The sequence below is a fragment of the Nocardia vinacea NBRC 16497 genome, assembly GCF_000308835.1.
In the GTDB taxonomy this organism is placed as follows: Bacteria; Actinomycetota; Actinomycetes; order Mycobacteriales; family Mycobacteriaceae; genus Nocardia; species Nocardia vinacea.
Map to the genome: position 1 here is coordinate 26,508 of NZ_BAGN01000126.1, position 18,635 is coordinate 45,142.

Annotated in this window: 20 protein-coding genes; 7 read left to right on the forward strand and 13 right to left on the reverse strand. The window is 66.0% G+C overall.

Going from position 1 to position 18,635, the window contains the following annotated elements:
• Positions 1–13 precede the first annotated feature (13 nt).
• The 6 genes from lnt to ON44_RS17625 all read right to left on the reverse strand — a co-directional run bounded on the left by lnt (position 14) and on the right by ON44_RS17625 (position 6,209).
• Positions 14–1,711 (reverse strand): apolipoprotein N-acyltransferase, encoded by a 1,698-nt coding sequence (gene lnt / locus ON44_RS17600; protein WP_083897947.1) that lies wholly within the window; start codon positions 1,709–1,711, stop codon positions 14–16.
• Positions 1,701–3,293, reverse strand: coding sequence for an amidohydrolase (locus ON44_RS17605; protein ID WP_040691381.1), 1,593 nt, complete (start codon positions 3,291–3,293; stop codon positions 1,701–1,703). Before ON44_RS17605 ends, lnt begins: the two co-directional genes overlap by 11 nt.
• 81 nt (positions 3,294–3,374) lie before the next feature.
• Positions 3,375–3,608, reverse strand: a complete 234-nt coding sequence (locus ON44_RS17610) for a ribbon-helix-helix protein, CopG family (RefSeq protein WP_040691383.1) — start codon at positions 3,606–3,608, stop codon at positions 3,375–3,377.
• Positions 3,609–3,739: 131 nt separating this feature from the next.
• Positions 3,740–4,216, reverse strand: a complete 477-nt coding sequence (locus ON44_RS17615) for an FxsA family protein (protein ID WP_040691384.1) — start codon at positions 4,214–4,216, stop codon at positions 3,740–3,742.
• Between the two features lie 84 nt (positions 4,217–4,300).
• Complete coding sequence (locus ON44_RS17620) at positions 4,301–4,960, reverse strand: response regulator (protein WP_040691387.1); 660 nt, start codon at positions 4,958–4,960, stop codon at positions 4,301–4,303.
• Positions 4,961–5,030: 70 nt separating this feature from the next.
• The gene (locus ON44_RS17625; RefSeq protein ID WP_040691388.1) at positions 5,031–6,209 is read right to left on the reverse strand and encodes a sensor histidine kinase; all 1,179 of its coding nucleotides are present in this window, start codon (positions 6,207–6,209) and stop codon (positions 5,031–5,033) included.
• A gap of 55 nt (positions 6,210–6,264) precedes the next feature.
• Between ON44_RS17625 and ON44_RS17630 the strand changes: the two genes are divergently transcribed.
• Positions 6,265–7,032 carry a TSUP family transporter gene (locus ON44_RS17630; RefSeq protein WP_040691389.1) on the forward strand — a complete coding sequence of 256 codons (768 nt, stop codon included), beginning with the start codon at positions 6,265–6,267 and terminating at the stop codon, positions 7,030–7,032.
• A gap of 5 nt (positions 7,033–7,037) precedes the next feature.
• Here ON44_RS17630 and ON44_RS17635 read toward each other — a convergent pair whose 3' ends face one another.
• Positions 7,038–7,691, reverse strand: coding sequence for a TetR/AcrR family transcriptional regulator (locus tag ON44_RS17635; RefSeq protein ID WP_083897950.1), 654 nt, complete (start codon positions 7,689–7,691; stop codon positions 7,038–7,040).
• Between the two features lie 76 nt (positions 7,692–7,767).
• Positions 7,768–8,091: an ArsR/SmtB family transcription factor gene (locus ON44_RS17640; RefSeq protein ID WP_218007596.1), complete on the reverse strand. Its 324-nt coding sequence runs from the start codon at positions 8,089–8,091 to the stop codon at positions 7,768–7,770.
• Positions 8,092–8,178: 87 nt separating this feature from the next.
• On the opposite strand from ON44_RS17640, the gene ON44_RS17645 reads away from it, so the two are divergent.
• The 3 genes from ON44_RS17645 (at position 8,179) to ON44_RS17655 (ending at position 11,986) form a co-directional block, all read left to right on the forward strand.
• Positions 8,179–8,946, forward strand: coding sequence for a glucose 1-dehydrogenase (locus ON44_RS17645; RefSeq protein ID WP_040691431.1), 768 nt, complete (start codon positions 8,179–8,181; stop codon positions 8,944–8,946).
• 110 nt (positions 8,947–9,056) lie between these two features.
• Positions 9,057–10,586, forward strand: a complete 1,530-nt coding sequence (locus tag ON44_RS17650; RefSeq protein WP_040691393.1) for a TldD/PmbA family protein — start codon at positions 9,057–9,059, stop codon at positions 10,584–10,586.
• Positions 10,587–10,594: 8 nt separating this feature from the next.
• A complete protein-coding gene (locus ON44_RS17655) occupies positions 10,595–11,986 on the forward strand; it encodes a metallopeptidase TldD-related protein (protein WP_040691433.1) in 1,392 nt (463 codons plus the stop codon).
• On the opposite strand, the gene ON44_RS17660 is transcribed toward ON44_RS17655, so the two are convergent.
• Together ON44_RS17660 and ON44_RS17665 are read right to left on the reverse strand one after the other, a co-directional pair.
• On the reverse strand, positions 11,987–12,370 hold the full coding sequence (locus ON44_RS17660) for a PPOX class F420-dependent oxidoreductase (protein WP_040691395.1): 384 nt from the start codon (positions 12,368–12,370) through the stop codon (positions 11,987–11,989).
• 44 nt (positions 12,371–12,414) lie between these two features.
• Complete coding sequence (locus ON44_RS17665) at positions 12,415–12,963, reverse strand: PadR family transcriptional regulator (RefSeq protein WP_040691397.1); 549 nt, start codon at positions 12,961–12,963, stop codon at positions 12,415–12,417.
• Between the two features lie 109 nt (positions 12,964–13,072).
• Between ON44_RS17665 and ON44_RS17670 the strand changes: the two genes are divergently transcribed.
• Positions 13,073–13,795: a DUF8817 family protein gene (locus ON44_RS17670; RefSeq protein ID WP_040691398.1), complete on the forward strand. Its 723-nt coding sequence runs from the start codon at positions 13,073–13,075 to the stop codon at positions 13,793–13,795.
• 6 nt (positions 13,796–13,801) lie between these two features.
• On the opposite strand, the gene map is transcribed toward ON44_RS17670, so the two are convergent.
• Positions 13,802–14,569, reverse strand: a complete 768-nt coding sequence (map, locus tag ON44_RS17675; protein ID WP_040691399.1) for a type I methionyl aminopeptidase — start codon at positions 14,567–14,569, stop codon at positions 13,802–13,804.
• 197 nt (positions 14,570–14,766) lie between these two features.
• Between map and ON44_RS17680 the strand changes: the two genes are divergently transcribed.
• Both ON44_RS17680 and ON44_RS17685 read left to right on the forward strand, forming a co-directional pair.
• A complete protein-coding gene (locus ON44_RS17680; RefSeq protein ID WP_040691401.1) occupies positions 14,767–16,395 on the forward strand; it encodes a hypothetical protein in 1,629 nt (542 codons plus the stop codon).
• Between the two features lie 37 nt (positions 16,396–16,432).
• Positions 16,433–16,696, forward strand: a complete 264-nt coding sequence (locus tag ON44_RS17685; RefSeq protein WP_040691402.1) for a helix-turn-helix domain-containing protein — start codon at positions 16,433–16,435, stop codon at positions 16,694–16,696.
• A gap of 1 nt (position 16,697) precedes the next feature.
• Here ON44_RS17685 and ON44_RS17690 read toward each other — a convergent pair whose 3' ends face one another.
• Both ON44_RS17690 and ON44_RS17695 read right to left on the reverse strand, forming a co-directional pair.
• Positions 16,698–17,075, reverse strand: coding sequence for a PPOX class F420-dependent oxidoreductase (locus ON44_RS17690; protein ID WP_040691404.1), 378 nt, complete (start codon positions 17,073–17,075; stop codon positions 16,698–16,700).
• 109 nt (positions 17,076–17,184) lie between these two features.
• Positions 17,185–18,351 (reverse strand): epoxide hydrolase family protein, encoded by a 1,167-nt coding sequence (locus ON44_RS17695; protein WP_040691406.1) that lies wholly within the window; start codon positions 18,349–18,351, stop codon positions 17,185–17,187.
• Positions 18,352–18,635 lie beyond the last annotated feature (284 nt).

The following is an 18,635-nucleotide window of genomic DNA, read 5'->3' on the forward strand; positions in this document are numbered from 1 at the left end:
CGATCTCGCGAGCTCAGCCGACCGGCTGGTCCATGGTGGCCTGGTTGTTCGCGTACCTACCGCGGGTCTTTCGCCGCCGGATAACTGCCACCACGACGGCAGCAGCGGACAGAATAACCGAGAGAAGTTCCGCTTCGGCGCCGAATCGGGTCGCGAGTGTCGTGTCGCTCCGCAACGGCAGTTCGGCGACCAGCGCGGCGGGTACGAACTTGGGTGTCTGCTGCTGGACTGTGCCGTCCGCGGTGATGATGGCGCTGACACCGGAGGTGGCGGCGACCACGAGGGCGCGGCCGTGTTCGACGGCGCGGACCCGGGACATGGCCAGCTGCTGATAGGTCATCTCGCTGTCGCCGAAGGTGGCGTTATTGGTAGGCACGGTCAGCAATTGCGCGCCCGCGTGCATGGAATCGCGGAAGGCGCGGTCGAAGGCGACCTCGTAGCAGGTCGCGACGCCGATATCGATGCCGTCGCCGTTGCGACTGCCCGTAGGTCGCTCGAAAGGGTCCGCGTGGACGGTGCCGTCGCCGTGGCCCGGGACGAAGAATCCGGCGCGGTCGGCGTACTCGGAGAACAGGCGGAAGAAGCTGCGCATCGGCAGGTATTCACCGAACGGCTGGATGATCTTCTTGTCGTGCCGCTCCCCCGGACCTGCCGCACCGTTCCAGACGATGACCGAGTTCGTCGTCGTCCGATCGCCGTTCACCAGTACCGCGCCGACGAGTATCGGCGCGCCGATCTGCTCGGACGCCTCGGTGATCTCCGCGGCCGCGTCGGCATTGCGCAGCGGGTCGATATCCGATGAGTTCTCCGGCCAGATCACCACGTCCGGCTTGCGCGCCTGCCCATGCGCGACTGCTCGAGCCAATTCCTCGGTGCGCCGGACATGGTTGTCGAGTACAGCGCGTCGCTGGGCATTGAAGTCCAGCCCGAGCCGCGGCACGCTGCCCTGGATGGCGGCGACCGTGATCGTCCGGTCGCCCTCCTCCGGGCCGGGCAGCGCGGTCCGGAGGATCGCTCCGGTGACCGGGATGGTAACCAAAGTGACCGCCGCGGCGATAATTCCGATGCGAGTCGTGGTGGTATGACCCGACTCGGCGGGCGACTGATCGTCGGTCGGCACGACCGTCACGCGAGTCCACACGTACACCAGCACTGCCGCCGCCGCGGTTCCGGTGAGCGCCACCGCGAATCCGATGAGCGGCGCGCCCCCGACCATGGCCAGCGAGAGGTACCACCCGTCGGCCTGACCGAACGCCAAACGCCCCCACGGAAATCCGCCGAACGGAAAGCTCGATCGCAGCCACTCGGTGGCCGTCCACGTCAACGCCACCCACACCGGCCATCCCGGCAGCGAGAACAACAATCGCGCCAATAGCCCGAATAGTCCTATATATAAGGAGCACACCGTCGACAACGCGAGCCACGGCACCGGCCCCACATAGATTCCGGTCCACGGCAACAGCGGCACGAAGAACGCCAGCCCCGCCAGGAACCCGTACCCGAACCCCCCACGCATCCGCGCGGCGCCGCGTATGGTCAGCGTCAGCACCACGATCCCGATAGGCGCAAGAAACCAGAACGGCCTCGGCGGAAAACTCCCGAAAATCAACAGCCCCGACATCACCGCCGCGACCGACCGACCCAGCACCGAATACCGACCGAGTGCGACCGCCACGCGGCGCAGAGCCGTGCCGGGTGTTTCAGGCCTCATGGATGGTGACTCCGCGGTGAACGGTGCGCAGGCAGGTGGGCAGGGATGCGTCGGCGTCGAGCGGGGGTAGGCCGGGGACTCGGGAGCGCGGATCGGTGGACCAGCGCTGGACGGTGTCGGCGGCTGCTGCGACGACGAGGTCGGCGGCGTCCCAGATCGCGTAGGAGGCGGGAGCTCCCGGGACCAAGGTGCCCGCGACGCCGTCGCGGATACCGCCCGCGCGCCAGGCCCCCCGGGTGGCAGCGGCAAAGGCGGCACGAGGTGAGAGACCGTGGCCGGGGGTGCGGTGGTTGACCGCGGCGCGGACCGCCGACCAGGGATCGAGTGCGGTAACCGGTGCGTCCGAGCCGATGGCGAGGGCGATGCCCGCCGCGGCCATGGCCGCGAAGGGATTCAGGGTGGCGGCGCGTTCGGAGCCGAGGCGGGTGGCGTACATGCCGTCCGGGCCGCCCCAGGTCGCGTCGAAACCCGGTTGGACACTGGCGATTACGCCCCAGGCGGCCAGTTTCGCGATCTGATCGGCATCGACCATCTCCGCATGCTCGACGCGGTGCGCGCGGGACGCGACGGCCGGGCCGCCGAGTTCGTCGACCACCTGCCCGAATCCGGCGACGACAGCGTCCATCGCGGCATCGCCGATGACATGGAATCCGGCCTGAATGCCCGCCTCGGTGCAGGCGCGCACATGCGTGGCGATTGTGTCGGCGTCGAGGTAGCCCAGACCGGTTCCGGCGTCATCGGCATAGGGCGCGCGCAACCGAGCGCTGTGCGAGCCGATCGAACCGTCCACGAACAGATCGCCGCCGAGCGCATGCACCCCGAGTTCGGCGACCAGCGCCCGCGCCTCATCCGCGGTGCGCACCGCCTCACCCCAATAGGCTCGGACTTCCACACCGTGCTCGAAGTCCAATAACTCACGAATATCGGTGCGCCCGGCGATCTCCGGTCCCCCGCATTCGTGTACCGCCACGACACCGTGCGCGGCCGCCGTATCCAGTGCTGCCTTGCGCGCCCGATCCCGTTGTGCGCGATCCAATCCCGAGAGAACTGCGGTGCGCACCAGATGGTGCGCGTCGGCGCGCAGTGGCGCACCGCGGGTGAAACCCGCCGCGGCGGTGACTGCCGCAGTCAACAACACCGACGACACCACCGCCGAATGCGCGTCCACCCGCGACAGATAGACCTGCCGCCCCGGCTGCACCACCGCGTCGATCTCCTCGATCGTCGGCGGTCGACCTTCCGGCCATCCGGTCTCGTCCCAGCCGTCGCCGAGAATCGCACCGTCGGGATGCGACGCCGCGAATGCGCGCAGCAGTTCCAGGCAGTGTTCGAGTGAACGCGCCACCGACAGATCGAGGCCGGTCAGTTTCAAGCCCAGCGCCGTGACGTGCACGTGCGGATCGACGAATGCCGGTGCAACGAAAGCGCCGTCGAGGTCGATGATCTCCGCATCCGGATGCAGCGCGCGTCCCGGTTGCTCGGCGCCCAGCCACACCACAGTGCCGTCGGTCACGGCCATTGCCGTCGCGTCGGGTGAACTCGAACTGTAGAAACGACCGCCGATCAGCAACTGGGTACTCACGAGAGACCAGTCTGCCGTATGGGTGTTTCAGTCCGCCGAGTCGGACAGCCTCTGCTCCGTAGCGACTGCTTGCCGGTCCCTCTAAATGGTCGGCGGCGAAACGTCCGCGGGTTGTGCGAGCACCGCCATGACCTCCGCGTATTTCGGCGGCGCGCCGCCGGGTGCGGCTCGCATACCCGCCTCCACCGCGATCAGTTCCAGCCGCAGTGCCGCAGCCGTGAATCCGGAAATCGACTGTCCCGCAGCCGCCGCGGCCTGCCGCACCGCCGCTGCCAGCTCCTCACTCACCGTGACGGTGAGCTCTTCGGTCGCCATCCGGCCACCCTAGTCCTTTGATCCGTCTCACGAAATGGGCACGAGGGTGATAGTTGGCACGGTTTATGTAAGAGGCCAGGCGTGAACCCGATCAGCCGGCCGACACTTTCGAACGACCTGCCAAGCAGTCGCTACGGAAGAGCCGGGCGAGTCGAGGGGCGAGGGTCGTCGTACCACTCGCTGACAACCGCGCCGTCGACCACATCGTCACCGTCGATGATCACGCCGCGATACGGCATCGCCGCGGCCAGACGGCTGAAGCGGCGCGCGGCGACCGCGGCAACCAGCGGACGGACCAGGAAGCGGGTCGGCGGCAGCAGCAGGAGCAGCCCGAAGAACGAGGTGACCAGGCCCGGGATGAACATCAGGAACCCGCCCGTGGCGACGAGCGCGCCGTCCGCGACCGCGGTGCCCGGGTTGATCTCCCCGCGTCCGGCGCGCCGGAATTGTTCGAAGACGCGACGACCTTGGGAACCGATGAGCAGCATGCCCGCCGCGGACCCGGCGATGAGCAGCAGGATGGTCGGCATCACACCGATGAGCTGGCCGACGCCGATCAGCGCGGCGATCTCGACGATGACGTAGAGCACGAACAGTACGACGGGCATGGCGATCCTTTCGGACGATCTACCCGCTTCAACGTCGCACGGTCCGATTTTTCTCCCGACCCACCCTGATAGCTCGCTGAGATCTCACCCGCCGGGTCGCACCAACCCGGTCTCGTAGGCCAGCACGACCGCTTGAACCCGGTCGCGCAGACCGAGTTTCGTCAGCACCCGCCCGACATGCGTCTTGACGGTGGCCTCGGACAGGTACAGCTGCTCGGCGATCTCGGCATTGGACCGCCCCGCCGCGATCTGCTCGAGCACCTCACGCTCACGGGCGGTCAGCACCTCGAGTACCGCCGGATCCCGCATACCACCCGGGTCGTCGGCGATGAGCCGGTCCAGCAGTCGCTTGGTCACCTTCGGCGACACCACCGCATCACCGCCCGCCACACTCCGGATCGCCGAGACCAGATCCTCGGGCGGTGTGTCCTTCAACAGGAACCCGCTCGCACCCGCTCGCAGCGCGCCCAACGCATGTTCGTCGAGGTCGAAGGTCGTCATCACCAGCACCTTGCAGCCGTCACCGGCCTCGACGATGCGTTGTGTGGCGGATACTCCGTCGACGACCGGCATCCGCACATCCATCAGCACCACATCCGGCCGCAACTCCTTGGCACGGGATATCGCGGCGGCCCCGTTCTCGGCCTCGCCGATCACCTCGATGTCCGGGTGCGCACCGAGCACCATCTTCAAACCCATGCGCATGAGCTCCTGATCATCGACAACGAGAACGGTAATCGGCACGCCCCCAATCTATCGGCCCCGTCCAGCGTGTTTTTCGCACCGTGCGCGCGGCTTCGAAAGAAGCCTGCGGCTAACCGCTTTCGTTGCCGCGCACCAGTGGGATGGTCGCGTATACCCGCCACGTGCCATCGGAGGTGCGACCCGCTTCGAGTGTGCCGCCGAGTACGGCGATGCGTTCGCGCATGCCGACCAGTCCCATACCGCCGCCGACGATCGGGCTCGCCGCCTGCTCCTGCACCGGAACTCCCCCGGTATCGGTGACTTCGATGACCACATCGGCTTCCCGCCGCTGCACCCGCACCCACGCCTTCGGGTGCGAACCCGCATGCCGGAGCGTGTTGGTCAGCGATTCCGTCACGATGCGGTGCATGCCGAGACTCACCTCGGGGGCGATATCGTCGAGTTCCCCCGTCATTTCGAGTTCCACCGCGAGTCCGGTATCGCGCATCATCTCGACCACCTTCGCCAGACCCGCGGTTCCGTGCTGCGGCAACTGATCCGGGGCGTGCTCGATGCGCAGTAGCGCCACGGTTCGGCGCAATTCCCGTAAGGCCTCGCGACCGGTGCTCGCGATCGTGGTCAATGCCCGCTCGGCCACGTCCGGATCGCGGCGCAGCGCGTACTTCGCGCCGTCGGCCTGCACGATGATCACGCTCACCGCGTGGGCGACGACGTCGTGTAGTTCGCGGGCGATGCGGGTGCGCTCGGCGGAGACGGCATCGTGCGCACGGCGTTCCCGGTCGTAGTCGGCGACCGCGAGCCGCGCCGCCACCTCTTGGTCGTAGGCGTGGCGCGCGCCGATGAACTCGGCCAGCGTCCAGCACAGCGCATAGAACATCGCGGTGAAGATCAGATCCGAACCGGCTGGCTTGTGCAGCAACAGAAATGAGCTGGTGCAGTCGGCGACAAGGCCGAGTGCGTACCAAACTCCTTCCTTGCGACCGACATACGCGACCAGTGTGTAGAGCATGATGCCGAGCCCGAACAGCGCGATATGGTCGGCCTTGTCCTCGGACGCGTAGCTCACCAGCGTCGAGGCGATCGAGAGTCCGAGCATCGCGGCCGCCATCGCCCGTGGATACAGCCGCCGAAATGCGACCGGCACCGGCAACAGCACACCGATTCCCAGGTATGCCAGTTTGCTGTCGGAATTGCTGACCCCGAGAATCTCGAGCAGCATCAGGACGGCGGCCAGCATCGAATCCGAGATGAGGGGCTTGCCGCGAAGCCACAGACTGAACCGGCGCACGAATATCAGCCTAGGTGGGAGCGGGCCCGATCCAACCATCTGGTTGGCTGGCCGGGTGGATTTTGCAGACTGGGCGGCCTTACTAATCGCCGCGACCGCCGCGGGCTGGGTGGACGCGGTAGTCGGCGGTGGCGGATTGATCATCCTGCCGACACTGTTCCTCGTCGCACCGGGCATCGCGCCACAGACCGCGCTCGGCACCAATAAGCTCGCCGCGGTCGCGGGCACCAGCGCGTCGGTCATGACGTTCGCGCGCAAAGTTCCCATGCAGTGGCGCACGCTGCTGCCCGCGGCGGCGATCGCGGCGGTCACCGCGGCGACCGGTGCGGCGGCGGTGTCCCTCATCGATCGGGACCTGTTCATCCCGATCGTGATGGTCGTGCTGGTCGGCGTCGCCATCTTCGTCACGCTGCGCCCGTCGATCGGCATCACCCTGGCCACGCACCCACCGACTCGGCGCAAGTTCGTGCTCGTGATCGCCCTGGCCGCCGGATTGATCGGCTTCTACGACGGACTACTCGGCCCCGGCACGGGCACCTTCCTGATCATTACCTTCGCCACCCTGCTCGGTACCGAATTCGTGCGCGCGGCCGCGATGGCGAAGGTGATCAACTGCGGATCCAATTTCGGTGCGCTGATCTACTTCGGTGTCACCGGCCACATCATGTTCGCGCTGGGCGCGGCCATGGCGGTCGGCAATGTGGCGGGCGCGATCATCGGCTCGCACATGGCATTACGCAAGGGCGCGGAGTTCGTGCGCGTCGTACTGCTGGTCGTCGTCATCGGCATGGTGATCCGTTTGGGCTGGCAGCAATTCGGCTGAGGCGATCAGTGCACGGGTCCAGCGTGCATCTTGGCATTCGAGGCGAGCCAGGGCTGCAGCACCCGTGAGGTCGTTTCGTGGATCTGGCGGTGCAACCGCTCGCCGTCCACTCCGGCCACCGGACTCTGGAACAGCACCGTCAACGCACCGGAAACCGCGCCGACCACGGCACCGACCAATGCGGCGGCGCCGACATCGTCCAATTCGGCGGGAAATGCCATATGCAACTGTCGCGCGATCTCGCGTTGCGCGACCAATTGCGCATGCGCGGCCCGCCCGCTCACCGCGGGCACGGTGCGCGAAACCTGCGCGCGCAGTGCGGCAATGCGCGCATTCAGATCATCGACGAGGTGTTCGCCCGGATTGTCGCCCGCCGCTCGCAAGGCGCGCAGCAGCACTTCCACGGGCCGCTCGCCGGGGCGACGACTCGCGATGGCAGCCACCGCGGCGCGCACCCGCTCGTCCTGTTCCGGGAAGAGCAATTCTTCCTTGCTCGCAAAGTAGTTGAAGAAGGTCCGAGTACCGACCTCGGCAGCGGCGGCGATATCGGCCACCGTGGTCTCCTCATAGCCTCTGTTCTCGAAAAGCTCGACGGCTGCCTCGAGGAGGGCACGGCGGGTACGTTCTCGCTTGCGATCGCGGAGGGCGGATGGCGGCACGCGGGCACAGTACGGCATAACCCGACTTGGGTACGGTAACCACGACTTTCGCGCGCGCCATGCTGCCAAACCGTGATCAAATTCGGGTCGCGTGCGAGTGCTCCCGGCGGGCCGCATCGATCACCGAATCCAGCAAACCCGGGAAACGGGCGTCGAGATCGTCACGGCGCAACGACTGCAAGGTTTCTCGGCCGGACGCACGCTGCCAGATGATCCCCGCATCGCGCAGCACTCGATAGTGGTGCGTCAGATTGGATTTGGGCACACCGTCCACGATCGAACCGCAGGTGTGCTCGGCCCCATCCGCGAGCACGCGAACGATCCGCAGGCGCAATGGATTTCCCAGTGCGGCGAACACGTTCGCCAACTCGATCCGGTCCCGCTCGGGATGTGCCGTCATCACACCGACCAGAATAGCTCGATTGTTGACATACAGTCGAACTGTTCATATGTTCTTGAACTATCCAACTGTATGAGAGGTCGCGCCATGGCGAGCAATCCCCGATTCGACGACAAGATCGCACTTATCACCGGCGGAACCAGCGGTATGGGTTCGGCCACCGCACGCAGGTTGCTCGACGAGGGTGGGCGGGTTGTCATCACCGGGCGTGACAAGTCCCGTCTGGACGCCGCGGTCGAAGAGCTGAACGGCGGCGATCGTGTCCTCGGCATCCCCGGTGACGCAGCGAATCTCGCCGATCTGGACGCGTTGACGGCTGCGATCCAGGACCGCTACGGACGTCTCGACGTGGTTTTCGCCAATGCGGGCGTCGGCGGGTTCCAGGCGATCGGCGATGTCACCGAGGCCGAGTTCTACCGGGTGGTCGATATCAACTTCAAGGCCGCGTTCTTCACTATCCAGCAGACCCTCCCGCTGTTGGCCGATGGCGGCGTGATCGTGATCAACGCATCATTCGCACTGCATCGCGGTGGGCCCGGCGCAGCACTCTATTCGGCGACCAAGGCGGCGGTGCACAACCTGGCCCGCACGCTGGCGGCCGAACTGGCACCTAGGCGAATCCGGGTCAACTCGGTGAGCCCGGGTTACACCGGGACACCCGCGTTCTATGCGGAAGCATCACCGCAAGTGCAGGCCGCCGCCGTCGGCACGGTGGCCGCAGGACGCATCGGCACCTCGGAGGATGTCGCCGCCGCGGTCGCCTTTCTCGCCTCCGACGAGGCGTCCTATATCAACGGCCAAGACCTGCTCATCGACGGCGGTCTCGTCGCCGCCACCCCTGCGGCCATGGTCTAGAACTGCGACGCTGGGCATTTCGTGCGGCATTGCAGTCGATGCATGCCTACAAGGTCTGCTTGAGCGCAGCGGAAGCGGCGCTCGCCGGCCCGACCGGCTAGTTTGGTCGGGTGAGCATCGCGACTTCCAAAGATGTGGACGCCGAGTTCCTTGCGTTACCACTGCACGCGCTCGCCGACGCCGCACTGTCGGCGGCACGGGCGGCGGGCGCGCAGCATGCCGATCTGCGGGTGCATCGGTTGGTCACCCAGTCGATCCGGCTGCGTGACGGCCGGGTCGAGGCGATCAGCAATGCCACCGATCTCGGCTTCGCCGTGCGCGTGATCGTCGACGGCACCTGGGGTTTCGCCTCGCATGCCGCGCTCACTCCCGAGACCGCGGCCGAGGTGGCGCGGCGGGCGGTCACGGTGGCGACAACCCTGCGCGCGCTCAATCGTGAGCGCGTCGAACTCGCCGACGAGCCGCGATACGACAATGTGCATTGGGTTTCGGCCTACGACCTGGACCCGTTCACGGTGCCGACCGCTGACAAGGTCGCTGTGCTACAGGACTATTCGGGCCGCCTGTCCGCCGCCGACGGCGTCGATCACGTCACCGCCTCGGTGCTGCAGGTCAAGGAGCAGACCTTCTACGCCGACACCGCGGGCTCCGCGATCACTCAGCAGCGCGTGCGCCTGCACCCGCAACTGGAGGCGATCACCGTGGACGCGGCGGCGGGTGTCTTCGAGACCATGCGCACCCTCGCCGCACCGGCCGGCCGCGGCTGGGAGTACGTCACCGGCGCGGACGGAATCTGGGACTGGAGCGAGGAACTCGCGCAGATCCCGGGATGGCTGGCCGAGAAGGTGAAGGCGCCCAGCGTCGACGCGGGACCCACCGACCTGGTGATCGACCCGACCAACCTGTGGCTGACCATCCACGAATCCATCGGTCACGCCACCGAATACGACCGCGCCATCGGCTACGAATCCGCCTATGCGGGTACCTCGTTCGCAACCCCGGACAAGCTCGGCACGCTGAAGTACGGAACGCCGATCATGCACGTCACCGGTGACCGCACCGAGGTGCACGGGCTGGCCTCGGTCGGCTACGACGACGAGGGCGTCGCCGGACAGCGCTGGGATCTGGTGCGCGACGGCGTACTGGTCGGCTATCAACTCGACCGGGTCTTCGCCCCGCGTCTGGGGCTGCAACGCTCCAACGGCTGTTCCTACGCGGACTCACCGCACCATGTGCCGATCCAGCGCATGGCCAATGTCTCGCTGCAACCGGATCGCGAAAACGACACCAGTACCGCCGAACTCATCGCCCGGGTCGAGAACGGCATCTATATCGTCGGCGACAAGTCGTGGTCGATCGATATGCAGCGCTACAACTTCCAGTTCACCGGTCAGCGGTTCTTCCGCATTCGCGACGGCCGACTCGACGGCCAGCTGCGCGATGTCGCCTATCAGGCCACCACCACCGACTTCTGGGGTGCGATGGAGGCGGTCGGCGGACCGTCCACCTGGCGCCTCGGCGGCGCGTTCAACTGTGGTAAGGCGCAACCCGGCCAGGTCGCCGCGGTCAGCCACGGCTGCCCTTCGATCCTGGTGCGCGGCATCAACATTCTCAACACCCGGACGGAGGCAGGTCAGTGATCGAGGTGATGATCCCCGCGGGTGCGGTCGTCGAGCAGGCGCTGGCGCTCTCGCATGCGGACGAGGCGATGGTCATCGTCACCGATGCGCACGAGGCGTCGCTGCGTTGGGCGGGCAACTCGATGACCACCAATGGCTCCTCGATTTCCCGGGAGTGGGCGGTCATTTCGATCTTCCGCGACGGCCCGAACTCCGCGCGCGTCGGTAGCCTCAGCTCCACCAGCGTCGATCCGGCCGAGATCGAGGCGGTGGTCCGCGCCAGCGAGGCGGCGGCCCGCACCGCCGAACCGGCCAAGGATGCGATGCCACTGCTGAATCCGGATTCGGATGGTCTGCCGGATGCCGGAAGTGACTGGGCGTCCGCACCGGGCAGCACGGGGATCGAGGTCTTCACCGACCTCGCACGCGACTTGGCGGGCGGATTCGACGGCACGGATCGGCTCTACGGTTTCGCCTACCACCAGATGCATACGACTTGGCTGGGCACCTCGACCGGTATCCGCCGCCGCTTCGTGCAGCCCACCGGTTCGGTGGAGATCAATGGAAAGCGCGGCGAGGGTGCGGATCTCGCGAGTGCGTGGGTCGGTGTCGGCACCGCGGACTTCACCGACGTCGACGTACCCGGACTGCTCACCGAATTGTCGCGGCGGCTGGATTGGTCCAAGCGCCGGGTCGAGCTGCCCGCGGGTCGCTACGAAACCCTGCTGCCGCCCTCCGCGGTCGCGGACCTGATGATCTACCTGGCCTGGTCCATGGAGGGCCGGGGCGCACACGAAGGGCACAGTGCCTTCGCGAAGGCGGGCGGCACCCGAATCGGTGAGCGGCTCAGCGATATTCCACTGACGCTCTACTCCGATCCGAGCGCGGGCGGACTCGAATATCGTCCGTTCGTGGCGACCTCGTCGTCGTCGGAATCGGTGTCGGTCTTCGACAACGGCCTGCCGGCCCGGCGCGTGGACTGGCTGCGCGATGGGGTCATCGAATCGCTGGTCTACCCGCGTGCCACCGCCGCCGAATTCGACGCTCCCACCACGGTTCCCGGTGACAACCTACTGCTGACCGGCGGATCGAGCGCGAGTATCGACGCGATGATCGCGAACACCGAGCGCGGCCTACTGCTGACCACGCTCTGGTACATCCGCGAGGTCGACCCCGCGACCTTGCTGCTCACCGGCCTCACCCGCGACGGCGTCTACCTGGTCGAAAACGGCGAAGTCACCGCGGCGGTCAATAACTTCCGCTTCAACGAAAGCCCTATCGACCTGCTGCGCCGCACCACCGAAGCCGGTGCCACCGAGACCACGCTGCCCCGCGAATGGAAGGACTGGTTCACCCGAACCGCCATGCCGTCCTTGCGAATTCCGGACTTCCACATGTCCTCGGTGAGCCAGGCGACCTGACTATGCGGTCGGGGTGATCTCGAGGCCGATCGTGCCGGACTTGCCGCGGCGAATACTGCTCGCGGTCACCAGAATCGGGCCGAGGAGCCAGTACTTCTTCTTGATCAGCTTGCGCACCCGTTCGGTATCGGCGGCATCGAGCACCCGGCCGGTGCCTTCGATGACGTCACCGCGCGGCTTACCCGACGGGTTGCACGGCTGCAGGGTGACGGCGGGGTTGTTACGCAGCCGCTTGACCTTCCAGCTGTTGGTTTCGGTCCACACATACAGCTTGCCGTTGTCCTCGGCGGCCCAGACGGCGGTGCCAACCGGTGTGCCGTCCTTGCGGAAGGTCGTCAGCAGCACGTAGTCGGCCTTGCCGACCGCACCCAGTGTGTTCGTCATGCGGGCAGCCTATCCGCCATCGGACCGGCGGGTGCGCCCTGCCATCAGTCCGACATCCGGTATTCACCCGCCTCCAGGCGCTCGAGAACGCCGCCGGTCCAGTTCGACAGGTTGTCGAACACGCCGCTCCACAGCTCGAGTAGATCGGTCGCATGCGGCGGTTCGTACCGGCCGGGGAAGGTCGGGATCATGGCGATCAGATCGTCACGAACCGCCGCGGCATTGCGGCGTTGTTCGCGCAACTTCTCGATGACGTGCGCGCGCGGCAGCGCATCCATGAACGCGATACCCGCGCCGAGCTCTTCCATATCGACACTCACCAGCGCCTCGTCCATGAGCTTGCGGAACTCGGCCTCCCCCGCCTCGGTCAGTTCGAACAGGGTCCGCCCCGGCCCCTGGGTACTGCCCTGGGTGCCGAACGCGCTCAATTTCCCTTCGTGCGTCAGTTGTTTCAGCGCGTGATAGATCGACCCGGGCTTCACATTGGTCCAGGTTTCGGCACGCCAGGACAGCAGTTCGCGACGCACGGCGTAGCCGTAGGTGGGCTGACGCAACCGCATCACGCCGAGGACGAGCAAGCGCACAGCCGACATCCAAGCTTCCCTTCTCTCGAAACGGCCATACTACTCAAATTTGACTTCCGAGATTTCGCCACCTTAACCTCGGGTAGTCAAAATTGATTACTGGCGGCGAGGCAGGGCGATGACAAGCGATACGGCGGTTCCGGTGTTGTGGAGCGGCGATCTGAAGGACACCCTCGACTTCTATCGAGCACTGGGCTACGCGGTGACCCACGAGCAGACCCGGCCATACGCCTACGGCGCGATCGAGGCCAATGGCTGTGCTGTCCATTTCGCCGCCGCACCGCCGGGCACCGAACTCCCCACCGAACAGGTCGGCTGCCTGATCATGCTCGACGACGTCGCCGAGCGACACGGCGCATTCACCGCGGCGCTGCGCACCCGCTACGGGAAGGTCCCCGCAAAGGGTTGCCCACGCATCACCCGATTCCGGTCCGGTCAAAGCCGATTCAGCGTGGTCGACCCCGTGGGCAATACCATCATCTACATCCAGCGCGACGAGCCCGAGGATGTCGATTACGGCGGCTCCCGCGAACTCGACAGCCTGGCACGGGTTTTGGACAATGTCCGCATCCTGCGCGATTTCAAGAATGACGATGCGACCGCGATCCGGGTGCTCGAGGTCGGTCTCCGTCGCTACGGCGTGGAAGCCTCGGCCGTCGATAGGGCTCGGGCACTTGCGGCACTGACCGAATTGGCCGTCGCCACCGGCGATTCCGAGCGAGCCGAGAAGGTGCGCGCCGAACTCAGGGGTATACCACTTTCGGAAGCCGAACGCGCGAGCGTCGCGGCCGAGCTGCGCGCCGCCGCCGATCTCGCGGATTGGCTCTCCGAAACGGATTGAGACAGGCTATGCGGCGGCGGTCAACACCCGCGGCCCATCCGCGGTGATCGCGACCGTATGTTCGGAGTGTGCGGTCCGCGAGCCATCCGCCGAGCGGAGCGTCCAACCATCCGGATCCGTGTAGATCTGGTCGGTCGTGCGCGCGAACCAGGGCTCGATCGCAATGGTCAAGCCTGGTCGCAGCGGATATCCGCGACCGGCGCGTCCCGCATTCGGCACATGCGGATCCTCGTGCATCGTCCGCCCGAGTCCGTGCCCGCCGAATTCGGTATTCACCGGGTAGCCGTTCGCCCGCGCGACCGCCGCGATGGCGGCGGAGATATCGCCGATCCGGTTGCCCGGCAACGCAACCGCGATCGCAGCCGCCAGCGCGTCCTCGGTGGCCTTGATCAGCCGTAGATCCTCCACATCTGCGGCGCCGACGATCATGCTGGTGGCCGAATCGGCGACCCACCCGTCGATGCCCAACGCCAGATCCATACTCAACACATCACCGTCGCGCAGCGCATAATCGAACGGAAGTCCGTGCAGGACAGCATCGTTCACCGAGAGGCAGACCGTATTGCGGAACGGACCACGCCCGAACGACGGCGCATAGTCCCAATAGCACGACACCGCGCCGCGCTCCCGAATACGCTGCCGCACATGCTCTTCCAGCTCCAGCAGATTCACCCCGACCCGGGCCAGCGTGCGCAGTTCCGCCAGGATCTCGGCGACGAAGCGCCCCGCCACCCGCATGCGTTCGATCTCTCCCGGCGACTTCAACTCCACCATGCCCAAACCTCCACCTCGGTATTTTAATACCAAGCATAGCGGCGACCGGTATAAAAATACCAATCACCCCGCGTGACCAGGCGATGTGTTATGTTCGCGAACGCGAAAAAGCATTGGTTTGTTTGGTTGTTCGCCGCTCCGAGCGGCATGCGTTCCGCCCGATCGACTCCCCGATAGCGAACGTAGAGGAGCAAGCGATGAGCCCCCGCCGCAAGGCACTCGTCGTCGCCGTCGCGCTGGCCGCGACCCTTGCCATCCCCGCCTGCGGCGGCGATTCGGCGAAGGACGAGAACCAGTCGGGCACCGCCGCAGGCCCCGCACGCAATCCCTACCTCGCCGCCGCGACCTATGGGCTCACCCATATCGATCCTGGCCAGTCCGACACCTTCCCGTACCAAACGCCGCAGGGCGAGTTCCATATCGACCCGAAGCAGCAGCAGCGCATCACCTCGGGACCGGTCAACATCATGACGCTCGCCGCCACTGATCCGGACCACATGTGGGTCTCCTCCACCCAGGGCGTGGTCTATGTCCAGGTCGGCAACGGCATGTTCCACGAGATCGCGCGTGCGGACGCACCGGGCGTGACACCGATACCGTCGCAACCGTTGGACCACGTGCTCGACCAGAACTTCACCGACCCGGGTCAGGTGGAGGCCGCCGTGCACAACGACTGGGGCGTCGATTGGACGCGCATCGCCAATGGCGTCTACAGCCTGGCGGACAAGGACAATCGGGTCTACTACGTCACGCAGAACGCGCAGATCGTCGTGTTCGGCTTGACGAATGCGAACAATCCAGAAGCGGGCGTACGGGTTCTGCGCACCCTCGACTTCAAACCCTGGCTCGGCAGCGGCCCCGGCCTCGGCGGTCAACCCGAGTCCATCGTCGGTCTGAATATGACCTATGACGGCAAATTGGCCGTGCTCAGCACCCGTGGGCTGTCGATCATCGACCGCAGCCTGCAGGGCGAACCGCAGCAGGTCCATTTCGGCGCCGACGAGGTGGTCTCCAATGCGATGGCCGTGGATGACAAGGGCGGGATCTACGCCGCATCGGACAAGATCATGCGCAAGGTCGTCTGGACCGGATCCAAACTCTCTACCGCCGCCGACGACGGCGCTTGGGCATCACCCTACGATTTCGGACAGCAGCCGCCCGCGGTGAAGTTCGGCATCGGCACCGGATCGACACCCACGCTGATGGGATACGGCAAGGACGACCGGCTCGTGGTGCTCACCGACGGCGCCGACCGGATGAAACTGGTCGCATTCTGGCGCGACGCCATCCCCGACGGGTTCCAACCGAGGCCGGGCACCAAATCCAATCGGATCGCCGACCAGATCCAGGTGACGGCCGGCCTGACTCCGCAGCCCGAATTCATCCAGAGCGAGCAGTCGGTCGTCGTGGACGGCTACGGCGCATTCGTGGTCAACAATGCCCGGCCGCAGGGTGCACCCGACCGGCTCGTCGATGTGCTCGCGGGCGGTCCGGTTTTCGCGCCGCCGTCGGGTATCGAGCGGTTCCAATGGGATCCGGTCAACCACAGCTGGTCATCGGTGTGGTCGCGCGCCGATGTCGTCTCTACCAGCATGGTGCCCACCGAGAGCAGCAAATCCGGCGTGGTTTTCGTCAACGGCTACACCAAGACCAACGGATGGGAGGTGACCGGCCTGGACTGGAAGTCCGGAACGACGGTGCACCGCACCATCTTCGGGCAGAGCAATCTCGGTAACGGTGCCTACGCGCTGGTCCAGTTCTTTCCGAATGGGGATCTGCTGTTCAACAGTATCGGCGGACCGTTCCGGGTGAAGTACGACGGTTGAGCTTGCGGTATTTAAATACCGTCCATAGTGTGGACGCATGGTCCGACTTCCGCTGACTCCCGCACAGGTCGAGGCCGGTCGCCGTCTCGGAGCCCGGCTGCGGGCCGCACGCGCCGACCGCGACCCGGCTCGGATCGCCCAGGCCGCCGGAATTTCACCGGAGACGCTGCGCAAGATCGAGACCGGACGGCTGCCGACGCCCGCATTCGGCACGATCGTATCGCTGGCGGCGGCCCTGGAGATTCCGCTGCAGGAACTCGCCGATACCTGGCGCTCGGCGGCGCTCGCGGAATCGGCCTGACCTACGCCGGTGTAATCGCGATCCCGACGGATCCGTCCGCGCCCTTGAACAGCTTGTGCAGACGGATCAGCACAGTGCCGATGATCCCGTATTTGCGCGAGACGAGATCGCGCACCCGCTGCGTTCCCGCGGCATCCAGCAACTCGGCCTTGCCCGCGACCTTCTCCTCGTTCTTCGGGCGGCCACGACCGTCGCATATCTGCAGGGTCACCGCCGGATTGCGGCGAATCCGCTTGACCTTCCAGGTCTTCGAATTGGTCCACACCACGATCCGCTCACCGTCCGGAGCCACCCATACGGGGGCGCCGACGGGCGTGCCGTCCTTCTTGTAGGTGGTCAGCAGGGCGAAACTGCTCGTGCTCACTTCGTTCCAAGTCATACCTGAACGGTAGGTCGGGGCGACGGCCGCGACATCCGTATGCGGACAGACTCGCGCGTACGCATGACGACGTAATGGGGCGAGCCGACGCCCGCCCCATTACAGCTGATCAGCCGCGATAGGTACGGAAGAACGTACGGATATCGTCCACGAGGAGTTGCGGCTGCTCCAGCGCAGCGAAATGACCACCCTCGGCGTACTCGCTGAAGTGCTCGATATACCCGTCCGGATTCATCACCCGACGCATCAGTGGATCGGTATTGAATACCGCCCACCCCTGCGGCACACCCGACGGCGCGACCCAGTCCATACCGGAATGCGCTGTCTCCCAGAGGAATTGCGCGGCCGAAGCGCCACTGCGAGAGAACCAGTAGATGCTGATATTGGTCAGCAGCAGGTCGCGGTCCACCGCCTCGCCGGTTGCGCGGGACGGATCGGTCCAGACCTGGAACTTCTCCGCGATCCACGCCAGTTGCGCGATCGGCGAATCGGTCAGCGCGGCGGCAATGGCATTGGGCTGGGTGGACTGCAGGACCAGGTAGCCCTTCTGCTGGTTCCACCGAGCCCGCGCGGCCTCGATGGCGGCGAGTTCGTCCTCGGTCAAACCGTCGGGCATCGGCAGCTGCTCGCCCACCAGACCGAGTGAGCCCCGGTCGCTGTTCACATGCGTCGCGATGATCCGCTCCGGATGCGTGGCGGCCAGGCGCCCCGTCACACCCGCACCGATATCACCGCCCTGAGCGACGAACTTCTCGTAGCCGAGCCGAGCCATGAGTTCGGCGAAAGCCTCGGTGGTACGCGCCAACTCCCATCCGGTCGATGCGAGCGGCGTGGAGAACCCGAAACCCGGCAGCGACGGTATTACGACATGGAACGCGTCCGCCGGATCCCCACCGTGCGCACGCGGATCGGTCAACGGCCCGATCAGCTCGAGGAACTCGACGACCGAACTCGGGTACCCGTGCGTGATCAGCAGCGGAACCGCATCCGGCTCGGGCGACCGGACATGGAAGAAATGGATGATCTGCCCGTCGATCTCGGTCGTGAACTGGTCATACGCATTGAGCTTCGCCTCCTGCGCCCGCCAATCGAACCCGTCCCGCCAATACTCGGCCAGCTCCCGCAGGTAATCGGGCGCAATGCCACGCCCCCAATCGGATTCCGTGCCGGGCACCGGATGGGGCAACCGCGCGCTCGCGAGCCGCGTGCGCAATTCGTCGAGCTCGGCCTGCGGAATGTCGATCCGGAAGGGGCGGATGGTCGCTGTGTTCGTCATGAGAACCACTCTCGACCCCATTGCGGAAGACTTGCTTCCGCAATATCAAGATTCTTCCGACTTCGTCGAGATTCGCGAGCGCATAGCACCTTGACCTCGGCGATCGACTCACATAATTTGATGCGCATATATAAATATCTATCTAGCTACTCGCGACGCATCCGCCTCCGGCGAGGGCCAGCCGGAGGGTGTGCGGTGCACCGCGACCGGTCACACGAACATCGAGATGCACCGCCTGCAGGCGACCCCGCCCCGCACCGGGCCCCATACCCGGCAACACAGCT